This is a genomic window from Azonexus sp. MM2026_4 (assembly GCF_055901855.1).
Genome location: NZ_CM148380.1, coordinates 404522 through 419347, shown reverse-complemented (window position 1 = coordinate 419347; position 14826 = coordinate 404522). Strand labels below are relative to the sequence as shown.

The window sequence follows — 14826 nt, the reverse complement described above, 5'->3', positions numbered from 1 at the left end:
TCTTCACCGCCCGGGCGCCTGCAGCAGGGCGAAACGGCGACGCAACAGGGCGGCCGTCTCGCTCATCAGGTGCTTGGCCAGACGATCGACATGACGCGCCCGCCAGGAGGCCAGTTCGCCGCCGGCCACCCATTGATTGAAGGCGCCGAGCGCCGGGCCGCAATGAATCTGGAAATCGACCTTGTGGGCGAGATCGCCGGTCAGCGCCCAGCGACTGGCGTCGCGGAAGTAACGGCGGAAGATGATCGCCATCCGGTGCTTCGGGCTGCGTTCGGCGCGCTCCAGCTCGGCGGCGGGCGCCTCCGCCCGCCATTCTTCGAAGACCGCTTCCAGGCTGCGCTGGAAATAGCGCTCTTCGAGCTGCTGGCGGGTCCTGGCATCGAGTTCGTCAATCGACTCGTGCTGCCGATAGAGGGCGACCAGCTTGTTGGCGCGGGCGGGAAAGAAAATTCCCTTCTTCAGCACCTGGACCTGGGAGCCCATTTCAAACATTTCGCCGGAGGGCGCGTAATCGGTGTCGTAGACCTGCATGTCCTGCAGCAGATCCTTGACCACCTCGCTGGTCCCTGCCTCGACGGTACATTGGTTGATCGAACCGGTCAGGATGAAATCGACTCCCATGACGAAAGCCGCCGCCGCTGCTTCCGGCGTACCGATGCCGCCGGCGGCGCCAACGTGCAGGGGATGAGCCGGATAATTCGGCTGCAGCGCATCGCGCACCCGCAGAACGGCCGGAATCAGCGTAAACGGCATGCCCTGGTCGGTATGCCCGCCCGAATCCGCCTCGACACAAAGCGCATCGGCCATCGGCACCCGCCCCAGCAAGGCGGCTTCCTCGGGAGTGATGGCGCCGCTGAGCAGCAATTTGTCGACCAGACGCGCTGGGGCCGGCGCGAAGAACAGGGCGCCGACATCGGGCCGGGAAACCTTGGCAATGATCCGGTTGCGCGCCACCACCCGGCCATCGCCCTCGTCCACCAGGCCCTTGGCGCGATAGCGCACGAGCGCCGGCGTCACCTCCATGAAGGCCGAGGCCTCGATGGTGCGCACGCCATGGATCAGCAAGAGCTCGGCCAACTGATCCTCGAGCGCCGGGTAATGGGTGTGGGCGATGAAATTGACGCCATAGGGCGCGCCGGGCGGGATACTTTCCTGGATACGGACGATGGCATCCTCGATGTCGCGCAAGGGCAGGCCACCGACGCCAAAGAAACCGAGCAGGCCGCTGCGGGCCAATGCCACCACCATCTCGACCGAGGAAATGCCGCGGTACATGCCACCGGCCAGGTAGGCATATTTCAGATTGAAACGTTCGCAGAAAGCGGCGGAACCCAGTGAGGCAGCGGTAAATGGCGTTTCCGCCGAGACCGCCGGGATGTCGGGCGAAGCCGGCGCGAGGGCTGCGCCGATCAGTGACGGTGCGTCCCTGTCCTGCGTATCATCGACAGACAACGGCCCACCCTCGCTCAGGGTGCGGCGTACCATCGGTTTGACCACCGCAACGCCGGCCGGTCCGATTTCCTCGAAATCGTTGATCTCCAGGCCCTTGCCGAGCAGGTAGCGCAGACTCGCCGCCCAGCGGACCGGCGCCGTGATCTGCTCGACCATGGCCTCGCGGATCCGGGCCGGGTCATGCGGGCGACCGCTGACATTGGCAATCACCGGAATCTGCGGCGCCGCGAAATCGACGTCGCGGACAAATTCGCGAAATTCCGCCTGGGCCGCTGCCATGAACGGGGTGTGAAAAGCCCCGCTGACCTGCAGGACTTTGTAGAAACCTGCCCCGGCGGCCATGAACAGCGGCTCGGCCTCGACCACCGCCGCCCGCCGTCCGGAAAGCACGATCTGCAAGGGCGTATTGACGTTGGCGGCATAGACATCGGCGATCCCATGCTGCGCCAGGACCGCCTGTACCTGCGCCTCACTGAGGCCAAGCACCGCTGCCATGCCGCCGCCGCTGGCCTCGCTCATCAATTGGCCGCGTTTATTGACCAGGCGCAATGCGCTTTCGAAATCGAGCACGCCGGCCGCGAACAGCGCGACATATTCGGCGACGCTATGACCGAGCAGGAAATCCGGTCGAGTCCCGTCGGCAGTACGCTGCAGATAGCCCAGCGCATTGACCACGAACAGCGCCGGCTGGGTGAATTCGGTCTGGGTCAGGCGTTCGATCGGGCCATTCAGACAAAGCTCGGCCAGCGAATAACCGAGAACCGCATCGGCGCTGCGCAACAGTGCCGGGTAGGCGCCGAACAGTTCGGCCCCCATGCCGATGCGCTGGGCGCCCTGACCGGGGAACATGAAGGCCTTCATGATCTTTCCTCCAGGTCACGGCCCTGGCGTTCCCATTCCACCCGGCCGAGATCGAGCTTGATGACGCGATCCGCCAGGTGCCAGAAACGATCATCGTGGGTCACCGCAACCACGGTTTTCCCCCTCGCCTTCAGTTCGGGCAGGATGCGGGTATAGAAGTAACGGCGGAAATGAATGTCCTGTTCGGCCGACCATTCATCGAAGATGTAAATCGGCCGGTCTTCGAGCAGTGCCGCGATGAGCGCCAGACGCTTGCGCTGGCCGGTCGACAGGTTGAGGTCGGAAAAACGGCCATCGACGTAGCGCACCTTGCCGGCCAGTCCCATTTCCCCGATCAGCCGCTCGACTTCCCCGACATCGACCTGTTCCAGACCATAGAGCCGGTCGAAGAGATGGAAATCGGCAAAGATGGCTGAAAACAGTTCGCGGAAACCGCCTATCGCCTCGCCTTGCAGGGCCACGCCATCGACCAGGATGTCGCCCCGATCAGCCGGGTAGAGCGCGGTCATCAGGCGTAGCGTGGTGGATTTTCCGCTGCCATTGCCTCCCACCAGGAAAAGGATTTCCCCCTGATTGATGGTCATGTCCAGGGGACCGGCGGTAAACACCGGCTGCCCGGCCTTGTCGCGATAACTGAAAGACAAATCGCGGTAAACAATGCGCTGAAAGTCGCGGTATTGGGAAACCAGAGCCTGCGCCCGGCACGGCTCGATGGTCGGTCCGGCATCAAGCTGCTGCTCGATCGCGAAAATGGCGTTCAAGCCGACATCGGCCCGCACGAACATCGGCGACTGAGCGACGATTCTGGTCAGCGGCCCCATGCAGAACAACAGGGTTGGCACCAGTTGGAAAACGATGGTGTTGTGGTGCTCGATGAACATCGGGAAAATGAAACCGACAACCCCAAGCATGAAATAGACGACAAAACCGCCGAGCAGGATCATCTCCGCCCAGTGCTCGCCGGAACGGGTCAGCAGCGCCTGCCCGGCCTGGGATATCTGGCGATAGGCCAGAAAGACCGCATTGCTGCGCCGGTTGTTGAGGCGCAACTCCTTGCTGCCGTCGATGATGTCGACGATGGCGTCGAGCATCTGGGCCTGGCGCCCGGACAAGCGCTTCAAGGTTTGACGGAAATTCTCGTTGATCCGCAAGTAGCCGAAAATCCCCAGCATCACGGCAACACCGAACACCCCCAGGGCAGGCAGCGATAGATAGCCGAGATAGATCAGCGAAACACTCATCAGGACGGCCTGCTGAAAACTCTCGATCAAGAGCGGAAAGGTCACCGACAGATGATTCGTTTCCTGCGACACCATGGTGTACAGATGGCCGCGCCCCAGCTTGTCGATGGTCGGCAGTTCGGTACGCCGCAACTTGGCCACGACACTCAAGCGCAAGTCACGCAACAAGCCTTCGATGATGCCGTTGGAGAGTAGCAGCGAGCGCTTGTCACACAGGTAATAAAGAGCGAATGCCAGGACGAAGGCGACCCACAACCAGATTCCCGGACGTTCGCCGTCGGCCACCAAGCCGGCCACCTGATTGACGACGACAACCAGAAAGGCATTGGCGAAGCCGGCTACCGTGGTCATCAGCGCCATGCGGCGCAAATCCCGATGGCTGGCACGTTTGATGAACTCGACCAAGACCATGCTAGGCCGCCCCTGCCCCGAGATCCGTCGGCATCACCCGGCCCAGGTCAAGACTGACACTACGGTCGCACATGTGCCAGAAACGGTCGTCATGGGTGACCACGACAACCGTTTTGCCACGTTGTTTCAGCTCCGGCAGGATCTCGGTATAGAAGGCGGTGCGGAAGTATGCATCCTGATCGGCAGCCCACTCGTCGAAAAAATAAATTTCCCGGTCCTCAAGCAGGGCGACGATCATCGCCAGACGCTTGCGCTGGCCGGTGGACAGATCCTGGGTGGAAAAACGTCCCGCCTCGTAAGCGACCTTGTCGCTCAATTCCATCCGTTCGATCAAGGCCAGCACCTGCTCGGGAGCGACGTGCTCCATGCCATGCAGACGGTCGAACAGGTGAAAATCGGGAAAAACACAGGCAAACAGTTCGCGGTAAGCCTGCATGGCCGAGGGTTCGACTGGCGTCCCGTCAACCAGAATGCGGCCGCTATCGACCGGATACAGCCCGCACATCAGCTTCAGCGCCGTCGATTTTCCGCTGCCGTTACCGCCGAGTAGAAAAAGCAGTTCCCCCCGCTGCAGTTGCAGATCCCAGGGGCCAGTGCAAAAACTCGCCGCGCCATCGGCATCACGGTAGGCAAAGCCGATGCCGGCGAAGTCGATGCGCTTGAAGCCGCTGAAGCGCGATGGCAAACCGGCTTGCTGGCGGGGCTGGCGAACAATGCTGTTATCCAGCATTTCCTCCAGCCGGAAAGCATGACCGAGCCCGATGCTGGCCCGCGAAAACAGCGGCGCCGCCGAAGTCAGCGCGGTCACCGGACCGACGCAGAAAATCGCGGCAGCGGCAATCTTGTAGATGACATCCGTATACCCGGCAAAAAAGCCGGGCAGCACGAAGATCACCACCCCGAGCAAGCCATACAGGAAGGCGTTGCTGAACAACAGGAGGACCACCCACTTGCCGCCGATACCGACCACCAAATGCCGCAGTTCATCGACGATCTGGGTATAACGGGCAAACAATGCCTCGTTCTTGCTCCCATTGAGCCGGATTTCCTGGAAGCCTTCGGTGAAATGGGTCAGCGATTCGAGCATCGCCCCCTCCTGGGCGTGCACTGAAGTCATCGCCCGATTCAATGCCTCGCGCCGGGTATAGAAAAAAAGCAGGGACATTGCCGTTACCAAACTGACGACAACGAATGAAATCATTGACAGCGTGGCGATATAAAACAGGCAGAAAACCAGCAAGAACAAGCTTTGCGAGGCAGAAACCAGCAAGGGAAAATTCTGCGAAAGATGATTGGTTTCCTGAGCGACAATGGCATATAACTGCCCTCGTCCCAGCCCCTCCAAAGTCCGCAACTCGGAACGCCGGATCTTGTCGGCCAGACGTAGACGCAACTCCCCCAGCCGCTGCTGCATGAAATCGTTGGCCCGGCGCAAGGAAGCACGGTTGGTCAGGGTATAGATGGCAAAAGCAAGCACGTAAAGAATCAGCAGGCGCGCCCCGACGCCCTCGCCAAGAGCGGCCTCCTCGGCTGCCGTATTGATCAGGCCGATCAATGCGGCATTAGCCAAACCGGCCAGGCAGGTTACATAGAGCGCCCCTGTCAGCCCTCCCGGCCGACCCGTCTGAAGCAAACGCAGGATGTTCAGTTTATGTCCTTCTTATATTGGGAACCCGACCAGAACCGAGGAACCGAACGCCACTCGAATTCCGGTCAGAGTATAAATGACTTGGCACGCCAAATTCATACAGTTCGATGAAACGCCAGGCAATCCCAAATCACTGCTGCCAGCCAGGAAATCCGGAAAACATTTCAGGGACAAGTGGAAACGATCTCATGAATTTCCGGCCATCGAGGTAAAGTCGCTCACCTCTCGTTGCCTCCACTGCCCGCATGCTTGCAATGCCCTTCCGATGAACACGCCCCAAACTTCCGAAATTGTCTCCGTCCTGCATCAGAGCACGCTCGCCTGGGAAAAAATCGGGCAAAACGCCCCCCCATTGCTTGCCGGGGAATGCCATGTCTGGTCATTCGCCCTATCCCAGTCTCAAGAACGGCAACAGCAGCTCGAGCAGATACTGTCGGCGGCGGAAAAACAACGGGCGGCGGCCTTCCTTCGCCAGCCGCCACGACAGCAGTTCATCATCTGCCGCAGTGTCTTGCGCCTGTTGCTCGGCGCCTATCTGGCCCAGCCTCCCGCCAACTTTCAGTTCAAGCAGAACCAATTTGGCAAGCCGTCGCTGCAGGAGCCTGGCGCCAACTTGCACTTCAATATCAGCCACTCCGGCGAACGCGGCTTGATTGCCATTGCGCGCAATTTTGAAGTCGGCGTCGACATCGAATGTCAGCGGACGCCACATGATGCCAGCGGAATCGCCCGCATGATTTTTTCGCAGCAGGACTTGGGAGAATGGTTGTGTCTGCCTGAAGAAGCAAAGACAGGGGCCTTCTACCGCGCCTGGACGCGAAAGGAAGCGCTTTCCAAGGCGATGGGCCATGGTCTCGCACTCGACTTCCCCGGCCTTGGCGTCAGCTTTTTGCCGAACCACTCGCCAGCCATACTGGCAATGAACCCGGATCGGGGATCTCTCCAGGACTGGTGCCTGGCAGATATTCCGACAGACCCCGGCTACTTTGCAGCATTGGCCGGAGCGACACGCGAGTTGCGGCTGGCACTCTGGACCTTGGTGGATTGATGACGACTATTTTATGGATTTCATTGAGGGCGAAGAGGATGGCGCCTCAGGAACCGCAGCGCCTGCCGACTCCAGATTCAGCAATAAAGGCAACCCATTCTGCCCCCCCCCCACGAAAATCATTTTCGTATTGGGTGATTTGGCCAATTCCTCCGTCGCTTCGATGCCCCGCCATTTCAGAATCGACATCCTGGCGACCCGCTCGAAATCCTTGATTCCCTGAGCTTCGATCAACTTGCGTTTTTTTTCCTCTTCCTCGCCCTGCAAACGGAAACTGTACGATAACAACTGCTGCTCGTAGAGCTGCTTTTCGACGATTCCCCTGGACATTTCCTCAGGCAATTCAAGTCGCAGCAATAGAATGACCTCGAACAGAATAGGATGAAATAGCTCAACCCTTTCCTTGACCTGTTTATCGATTTCGCTGACTAGCGAAAGCTCGTCCTTGGCATAAATTTGGTCAGCAGAATAGCGACCGAGGACTTTTCGCAACGATGAAACCACCTCCGGCACCACTACCTTATCGGCATATTGCGGCCCCAGATTGCGATGAAGTTCCGGTAAACGTTCTGGATCAACGTGGTAACGCACCGACCAGCCAACACGAACGGGCATGCCATCGATGGTCAATAATTCGGTCGTCCCATGGCTTTCCTGAACCCGGGTGCTGTAGATGAATATTCTGTCCCAGGGAAATTTCAGATGCGTTCCCTCGCCAAGCTTCAAATCCAAAGTGCCACCGAAGAAACGGGACCAATAAACCCCCTGCTCCCCTGCGTGTTTGGACACAAAGATCTCACGCCACATGACGACAAACAGGAAAGTCACGATGAGCAAGCCCAGGACCAACCGGAAGCTGTGCGGCATAAATCTGCCGGCGACGGCTACCCGGCACGCGGTCACCTTGTTCAACAAAACGGTCAACAGCGGTGAGCGCGTGACTTGGTTCATGAATTTCCCGGGGATGCTATAGATTGCTGCAGAGCGCCATGGCAAATGATGAATGAGCGGCGCCCCCCTTCCGGACACCGGCGCAGGCGCAGCCCTCGATCAAGGGATGCTCAGTTGTGGCCATCATCACTTGCCGGAAAAGTATTCTTCAATGTACTTGCGATGTATGGCTTTATCGCGCCCGCTGGAGCGCAAGGCAGCCAGACCGCGATTGAAGGCGTCACGCACTTTGGCATCGATGAAGGCTGCCTTGAAGGAAGTGAGCGGAAAAAGTGGAAATACATCCACCTCGACCGAGCGATCCACTTTACCTTCCGAGATCAGCTTTTCCCGGTAAAAACGAAAAATGTTCTCGTCCATCACGGCCACATCGATCTGCCCCTGCAGCAGCATCAGGACCTGTTTCTCCTGATTGGAAAACTCCTGATAATGCCGGTTTTCATTTGCCACACGGGAAAAACCATCGCCCAGGTACTTATGTGCATTCTGAAAGGCAACGACGCTTTTATCCTTCAGATCATCGACGCTTTTAATTGAAAGTCTGCGATCTTTCAGGGCAAACGCCCGGTTCGGATACAGCATGAAGGTGTCTGAATAATTGGTTACGAGGTGCGAGTCCTCACGAATGATGGTCGTCCCATCCACCCGTTTCTTGGCAAATAGATCGGCCCCCTTCCCCATCGGAAGATAGACCGGGGTGATCTGGTAACCGGCTGGTTCCAGGGCAGCACGAACGATATCGACCACGATCCCCTGACCATTTTCGAAAACATAGGGCGGCGTGTATTGGAAGAAAACAATCTTGAGTTCGCCGGAAAACGCTTGCCCCCAAAACAGGGAAAGGCCGACCAGAGCATAAATACGGAGTAGGTAAGACATCACGTTAGACCTTCGCAAGCAATCAGAAAAAAACACCGACTCTGGCCAAATCGACTATTGAGCTTTCCCGGCGGGCGGTGTCTTCTGCGGCGCAGCAAGTGGCGCCGCTCCATCCCCATTTAACAGCAGCGGCAAACTGTTCTGCCCCGTCCCCATCATGATGATCTTGGCATTTTGAGACTTGGCCAATTCCATGGTGGCGTCAATACCTCGCCATTTCAACATCGAAATCTTGCTGGTTTCTTCAAAATCCCGAATACCCTCAGCCTCGATCAGCTTACGCTTTTTCTCCTGCTCTTCAGCCCTGACACGAAAATTGTAGGAAAGCAGGCGCTGTTCGTAGAGCAATTTCTCGACGATGCCTTTTTGCATTTCACCAGGCAAGTCAAGGCGCAACAGAAGAACGGTTTCGAAGAGGATCGGGTGAAACATCTCGATCCTTGATTTGACCCGGTCTTCGATCTCTTCAATCAGATCAACTTCAGCCTTGGCGTAAATCTGATCGGCCGAATAGCCACCAATCACCTGACGCAAGGCAGAAATCACTTCAGGAACAACGACTCGATCGGCGTAACCAGGTCCCAGGGTTCGATGCAGCTCCGGTAAGCGCGTCGGGTCAACCCGATAACGCACCGCCCATTCGAGATCGATAGCCATCCCATCCTTGGTCAACAGGATGGTTTTCCGAGTGCTCATCATCACCCGGGTGCTATAGATGAAAATCTCATCCCAAGGAAACTTGAGATGCGTCCCCTCACCGAGAACGATATCGGAGGTGCCCCCAAAAAAACGTGACCAGTACACGCCCTGCTCTCCCGGGTACTTGGAAACCAAGATTTCCCGCCAAAATACAACCAGAATGAAGGCGGCAATGAGCAGGGAGAGCGTCAAGCCAAAACGGTAGCCGTGTGGATGTCGCGGACTATCCCCCTCGACAAGCTCGGACTCGGAAACCAGCTCTTCGGGTTCCAACGCGTGATCGGCCTTGATCATGGCAAAACCCAGTACAAGAAGGAAGATCGCTGGCCGTCATGCTGCGAAAAATCAAGCAGACTCACTTTGCCGCGGAAGCTCGCCCGAAAAGGATAACCAACATGAGGGAGACGACCGGGGTCAGGAACACACCAGCCACCAGCACCCCCCAAAACCCAAGCCGGGAGGTTTTCCCCTGGTAGGCGGCAATCACGCACAGCAGAAAATATGCAATCCAGAACACTGCCCCCTCCCTGCTTGGCGATCTATGTCGAAATATCGGCGATCAGGCTGCCGCACCGCTCTTTTCGGAACCGGGGGCGATCGTTGCCTTCGCCACTCTGATACCGTTGGCGAATTCACTGCGAAAATACTCGCGCACCTTGACGGAATCAAAGTCGAGAAGAGAGCCACCAGCCTCGAAATGGGCCACGAATACCTTGCCAATGGCGTAAGTAACAGCTGCCGACAAGGCTGGCACCGAGGCTACCGCCACCGCATGACCAAAAACGGGAATCGCCCGCAGACTACTCATGGCGATCATCTTGCCCAATGTCACGCTACCCAGACTACCGATCAGGGAGAGCACCGCGGCCTTCGCCAGATCCTTGCGGTAACCTGCACCGTAAAGGTCAGCCAGTTCCTTGACCAGTTTGAGTTCTACCGTGGTAATCGCCACCAGCTCAAGCATTGGTATCGGCAAGACACCGGCGCCAGTGGCCCAGAGCATGTTGCGCTTGACGATTTCCGAAGCCTTGGCGAACCTTACCTCGATTGCATAGTTCTCATCGCCTGACTGACAGGAAGCGTTCTCGTTCAAGCCATTCGCATCAACTACGACATCATCACTTTGAGCGGGGAACTGATCAGACATATTTCCTCCAGTAGACAGGGATTATCGCGGCAGACTATATCAACTAACACCAATGCAGGCAACGGAAGTTTGGTTCAATTCCGGCGGCCTGAAATTTCTCAAAAAATGCGCTTGAATTAGCCAAGCGCCAACCAAGAATCCCGCCCCCGATTCAACTGCCATCTGATCGGTGAGCCGCGGAGCTTCTGGGCGCGAGAAGGAACGCACAGTGGTACCTCCAAACCGCCTAGATCTTCAGGTATCCATTTAGTGAGCGGGCGATAAAAGCCATGACCGGTTCGCGACCGAACATGAAATGCTCTTCATCCACGTCGATGGCGACCGGCGAACTACCAAGCAATGCCTCCCAAGCATGGGGCGGGTCGCGCTGAGCGTCGGGCAACGACGGCAAATGCAGAGCAGACTGCCGGGCAATCAGTCCACGCGTATTTCGATAGAGCAGGGTTCTGACTGGCTGTAGCAGAGTGTGCGCCTGGTAGTCAGCGAGCAACTGGGCATGTACGCGCATCATCGTCTGGCAACGGCGCAAATAGGACTGCAGCGGACGAAATCCATGTGGAGCTTTGCAATGCGCCAGCAAATGACGGGCGGCAAATTCGCTGTGCTCGCTGAACGGCACTTTGCCGAACGCATCGGCTGGTAGCAGCATTTCAGCTTGCCACTGCAATGCCAGCAGGTTGGTGACGACCTGCATCAGCAGACCATTACGACTCCAAGTTGCAATATCGGAAAAGCGCTCGCGCGTGGGAGCAAAAGCATCCAACATGATGAGCAGGTCGACCTGCTCATCGGCTCGCTGCAACTGATGGGCCATTTCAAAGGCGACAACCCCACCCATTGAATAACCGCCGAGTCGATAGGGCCCCTGGGGCTGTACTTGGCGCAAATCACGCAAATAGGCTGCCGCCATGCTCTCCAAGCGGAAGAAGAATGGGCCTTCAGCATTGAGGCCCGGCGCGCCGAATCCGTAAAGCGCTTGCTCCGGGCTTAGCGCCTGAGCAAGGTGTTGCAGCCAGGTCAGCTCACCTGCCACGCTATGCACCAAAAACAGGGGAACGTGCTGCCCGGTGCTCCGAATGGGTAGCAGATATCGGTATGGGATGGTCAAGTCTTGGGAAAAATAACGGGAGTCGGTCGATATCTTAGATCGATTCCGATCGAATGACATTCATTTTTCCCGAACCTGGCGTTGGAACCCGTTCTGGACAAACCCGCAGAACCAGGACAAATTCACCAATTGCAAGGCAAAAATGAAAAAGGCCACTCAAAGTGGCCTTTTTCATTGAATCTCATGGTCGGGGCGGCGGGATTCGAACTCGCGACCCCTTGCACCCCATGCAAGTGCGCTACCAGGCTGCGCTACGCCCCGACAAGCTGAGCATTATACCGCAATATCGTTAATTCAAACAGCCAACATGGCGATAATTGCCTGCAATTCTCCGCGCAAACTGCTTGCGGAGCTTGCCGAGGTTTGATTTTCAGTCGTTTCAACCAACTCGACCGGCGCCCCCTCATCCAGGCGATTACGCGCACCACTTATCGTAAACCCCTGGTTATAAAGCAACTCCCGGATGCGTCGAACCAAAAGGACTTCGTGATGCTGGTAATAGCGTCGATTTCCCCGCCGCTTGACCGGCTTGAGTTGATTGAACTCCTGCTCCCAATAGCGCAGCACATGTGGCTTGACGCCGCAAAGTTCGCTGACTTCACCGATGGTGAAATAGCGTTTTGCTGGAATCGGCGGTAGTTCGTCCTTGCCTGACATCTTAGGCGGTAACTCCATCGAAAGCTTCTTCAACATCGGACTTCAGCTTCTGGCTGGCATGGAAGGTAACGACTCGCCGCGCGGTGATCGGAATTTCTTCCCCGGTCTTCGGATTGCGTCCGGGACGCTGCGGCTTGTCGCGCAACTGGAAATTGCCGAAGCCGGAGAGCTTGACCCCGTCACCGGTTTCCAGAGCATTGCGGATTTCTTCGAAAAAGGCCTCGACCATGTCTTTGGCCTCGCGCTTGTTGAGACCCACTTTCTCGAAAAGCAGGTCTGCGAGTTCGGCTTTGGTCAGCGTCATCGTTATCTATTCTTACTCAAGCTCGCAGTTGGGCAGCAAAGTTCTGCTCCAGACTTGCGATCAGTTTCTGCATCGCTGCATCAACGTCCGAATCTTGCAAAGTGCGTTGAGTATCTTGCATAACTATCCGTAACGCAAGACTTTTCTTGTTTTCCGGGACACCCTTTCCGGCGTACACATCGAACAACTGGAGGTCGGTAATCAGGGCCGGAAGATCCTTTTTCACCCCGTCGATCAAGGCCTGTAACGCCAGCTCCCGATCGACGACAACCGCCAGATCGCGGACCACGGCCGGGAACTTGGAAACCTCGGCATAAGCCGGCACGCTTGCCGTCTTCAGAACGTCGAATTCGAGTTCGAAGAGCACCGGTGCTGCCGTCAATTCGTATTTCTGCACCCACTCCGGATGCAACTCGCCCAGACAGCCGATTTCGCGACCATCAATCAGAATACGGGCAGCACGACCGGGATGCAGCGCCGGGTGATCGAGCCGTTCAAAACGCAGCGCGGCGGGCGCCAGCAGTGCTTCAAGGTCGCCCTTGACGTCGAAGAAATCGACCTTGCGCGCGCCACTTGCCCACCCCTCAGGCAAGGCACCGCCGAAAGCGAGGCCGGAGAGACGCCAGGGCTGCCGATAACCGGCGACCGGTTGGGCGGCGGCATCGCGATGGAAGGTGCGACCGACTTCGAACAGGCGAACACGGGTCTGCTTGCGTTTGAGGTTGGTCACCAGATTGGCCACCAGGCCGCCGATCAGGGTCGAACGCATGACCGCCATCTGGCTGGCAATCGGATTGGCCAGGCGGATCAGTTCGGCTTCGCCTCGCTTGCCAGCGAAGTCGGCTTCCCAGGCGGCCTCGACGAAGGCGAAATTGACCACCTCCTGGTAGCCGCGGTCGGCGAGCATCTGCCGGATACGCGCCGCAGGACGAAGGGCTTCCGGCTGGCGCAGCATGGCCATGCGCGCGCGCGGCGCCGGCGACGGAATGTTGTCGTAACCGTAGAGACGAGCGATTTCCTCGATCAGGTCTTCTTCGATTTCCATGTCGAAGCGCCAGGACGGCGGCGTAACGAGGAATTCATCGCCCTGTTGCGTGAAACTCAGGGCCAGCCCCTTGAACAGGGCGGCGATGCGCTCGGCACCAAGCGGCAGGCCAAGCACCTTTTCGGCGCGCGCGGTGCGCAAGCGCACCGGCGGGCGGGCGGGCAGTTCGGCCTTGGCTTCGACCACCGGACCAGCCTGACCGCCGCAGATGTCGAGGATCAGTTGCGTGGCACGCTCGATGGCGCGGCGCGTACCGCCGAAATCGACACCGCGCTCGAAGCGGTGCGAAGCGTCCGACGCGAAACCGTAGCGACGGGCACGACCGGCGATGGCTTCCGGGATGAAGAAGGCGGATTCCAGGAAGAGCTCGCTCGTTTCCAGCGTGATGCCGCTCTCCTCGCCGCCCATGATGCCAGCCATGGCGAGCGGCTTGGCGTCGTCGGCGATCATCAGTATGTCGGCGTCGACGGCAATGGTCTGCTCGTTGAGCAGGAGCAGCTTTTCTTCCGGCAGCGCCATGCGGGCATGCACCGCACCTTCGAGATGGGTGTTGTCGAAGGCGTGCAGCGGCTGGCCGAGTTCGAGCATGACGTAGTTCGTGATGTCGACCAACACGGAAATCGAGCGGATGCCGCTGCGTTCCAGGCGGCGCTTCATCCATTCCGGCGTCGGCGCCTTGGCGTCGACGTCCTTGACGATGCGACCGCAGTAGAGCGGGCAGGCAGCCGGGGCGTCGAGCACGATGGCGCGCGTGTCGGCGATAGTGGACGACACCTCGGCCACTTGCGGCAGCGTCGTCGCGGCGCCGGTGATGGCACCGACCTCGCGCGCCACGCCGAGCAAGGACAGGCAGTCGGCACGATTGGGCGTCAGCTTGATCTCGAAAACCTGTTCGTCGAGATCGAGGTACTGGCGGATCGACTGGCCGACTGGTGCATCGGCGGGCAGGACGAGCAGGCCGGAAGCATCCTCGACGATGCCGAGTTCCCTGGCCGAGCAGAGCATGCCTGAGGATTCGACGCCGCGCACCTTGGCCACCTTGATGCGGAAATCGCCGGGCAGCTCGGCGCCGGGCAGCGCGCACGGCACCTTGAGACCGGCGGCAACATTGGGCGCCCCGCAAACGATCTGCTGCGGCGTAGCGCTACCGATATCCACCTGGCAGACGTTGAGGCGATCAGCATCGGGATGCTTGACGACTTCGAGCACCCGGGCCACGACCACCTGATCGAAGGCTGGCGCAACCGGCGACAGGTCCTCGACCTCGAGGCCGGCCATGGTCAGCAGATGGGAAAGCTCGTCGCTCGACAGCGCCGGATCGACGAAGGTACGCAACCAGGATTCGGAGAATTTCATGGACGTATTCCGAAAAAGG

12 protein-coding genes and 1 tRNA gene are annotated in these 14826 nt (G+C 58.5%); 1 reads left to right on the top strand and 12 read right to left on the bottom strand.

Going from position 1 to position 14826, the window contains the following annotated elements; all coding sequences use genetic code 11:
- Positions 1 to 3 precede the first annotated feature (3 nt).
- From fabD to AC0KWY_RS01935, 3 genes are read right to left on the bottom strand one after another with little or no spacing between them, the layout of a single operon-like run.
- A complete protein-coding gene (fabD, locus tag AC0KWY_RS01945) occupies positions 4 to 2313 on the bottom strand; it encodes an ACP S-malonyltransferase (RefSeq protein WP_474027979.1) in 2310 nt (769 codons plus the stop codon).
- Positions 2310 to 3965: a cyclic peptide export ABC transporter gene (locus AC0KWY_RS01940; protein ID WP_474027978.1), complete on the bottom strand. Its 1656-nt coding sequence runs from the start codon at positions 3963 to 3965 to the stop codon at positions 2310 to 2312. The genes fabD and AC0KWY_RS01940 overlap by 4 nt, the downstream gene beginning before the upstream one ends.
- Position 3966: 1 nt before the next feature.
- The gene (locus AC0KWY_RS01935) at positions 3967 to 5598 is read right to left on the bottom strand and encodes a cyclic peptide export ABC transporter (protein ID WP_474027977.1); all 1632 of its coding nucleotides are present in this window, start codon (positions 5596 to 5598) and stop codon (positions 3967 to 3969) included.
- 91 nt (positions 5599 to 5689) lie between these two features.
- Between AC0KWY_RS01935 and AC0KWY_RS01930 the strand changes: the two genes are divergently transcribed.
- Positions 5690 to 6661, top strand: a complete 972-nt coding sequence (locus tag AC0KWY_RS01930; RefSeq protein WP_474027976.1) for a 4'-phosphopantetheinyl transferase family protein — start codon at positions 5690 to 5692, stop codon at positions 6659 to 6661.
- Positions 6662 to 6667: 6 nt separating this feature from the next.
- On the opposite strand, the gene AC0KWY_RS01925 is transcribed toward AC0KWY_RS01930, so the two are convergent.
- From AC0KWY_RS01925 to pheT, 9 genes are all read right to left on the bottom strand, one after another.
- Entirely contained in the window at positions 6668 to 7612 is a 945-nt protein-coding gene (locus AC0KWY_RS01925; protein WP_474027975.1) for a prohibitin family protein, read from the bottom strand.
- Positions 7613 to 7738: 126 nt separating this feature from the next.
- Positions 7739 to 8491 carry a substrate-binding periplasmic protein gene (locus tag AC0KWY_RS01920; protein ID WP_474027974.1) on the bottom strand — a complete coding sequence of 251 codons (753 nt, stop codon included), beginning with the start codon at positions 8489 to 8491 and terminating at the stop codon, positions 7739 to 7741.
- A 54-nt stretch (positions 8492 to 8545) separates the two neighbouring features.
- Positions 8546 to 9484 carry a prohibitin family protein gene (locus AC0KWY_RS01915; protein ID WP_474027973.1) on the bottom strand — a complete coding sequence of 313 codons (939 nt, stop codon included), beginning with the start codon at positions 9482 to 9484 and terminating at the stop codon, positions 8546 to 8548.
- 265 nt (positions 9485 to 9749) lie between these two features.
- Positions 9750 to 10337 carry a YcjF family protein gene (locus AC0KWY_RS01910; RefSeq protein ID WP_474027971.1) on the bottom strand — a complete coding sequence of 196 codons (588 nt, stop codon included), beginning with the start codon at positions 10335 to 10337 and terminating at the stop codon, positions 9750 to 9752.
- 226 nt (positions 10338 to 10563) lie between these two features.
- Positions 10564 to 11505, bottom strand: coding sequence for a thioesterase domain-containing protein (locus tag AC0KWY_RS01905; protein ID WP_474027969.1), 942 nt, complete (start codon positions 11503 to 11505; stop codon positions 10564 to 10566).
- Between the two features lie 124 nt (positions 11506 to 11629).
- A tRNA-Pro gene (locus tag AC0KWY_RS01900) sits at positions 11630 to 11706 on the bottom strand.
- Between the two features lie 33 nt (positions 11707 to 11739).
- Positions 11740 to 12120 carry a MerR family transcriptional regulator gene (locus AC0KWY_RS01895; protein WP_474029690.1) on the bottom strand — a complete coding sequence of 127 codons (381 nt, stop codon included), beginning with the start codon at positions 12118 to 12120 and terminating at the stop codon, positions 11740 to 11742.
- On the bottom strand, positions 12104 to 12412 hold the full coding sequence (locus tag AC0KWY_RS01890; protein ID WP_374326492.1) for an integration host factor subunit alpha: 309 nt from the start codon (positions 12410 to 12412) through the stop codon (positions 12104 to 12106). Before AC0KWY_RS01890 ends, AC0KWY_RS01895 begins: the two co-directional genes overlap by 17 nt.
- A 10-nt stretch (positions 12413 to 12422) precedes the next feature.
- Positions 12423 to 14807 carry a phenylalanine--tRNA ligase subunit beta gene (pheT, locus tag AC0KWY_RS01885; protein ID WP_474027968.1) on the bottom strand — a complete coding sequence of 795 codons (2385 nt, stop codon included), beginning with the start codon at positions 14805 to 14807 and terminating at the stop codon, positions 12423 to 12425.
- Between the last annotated feature and the right edge of the window lie 19 nt (positions 14808 to 14826).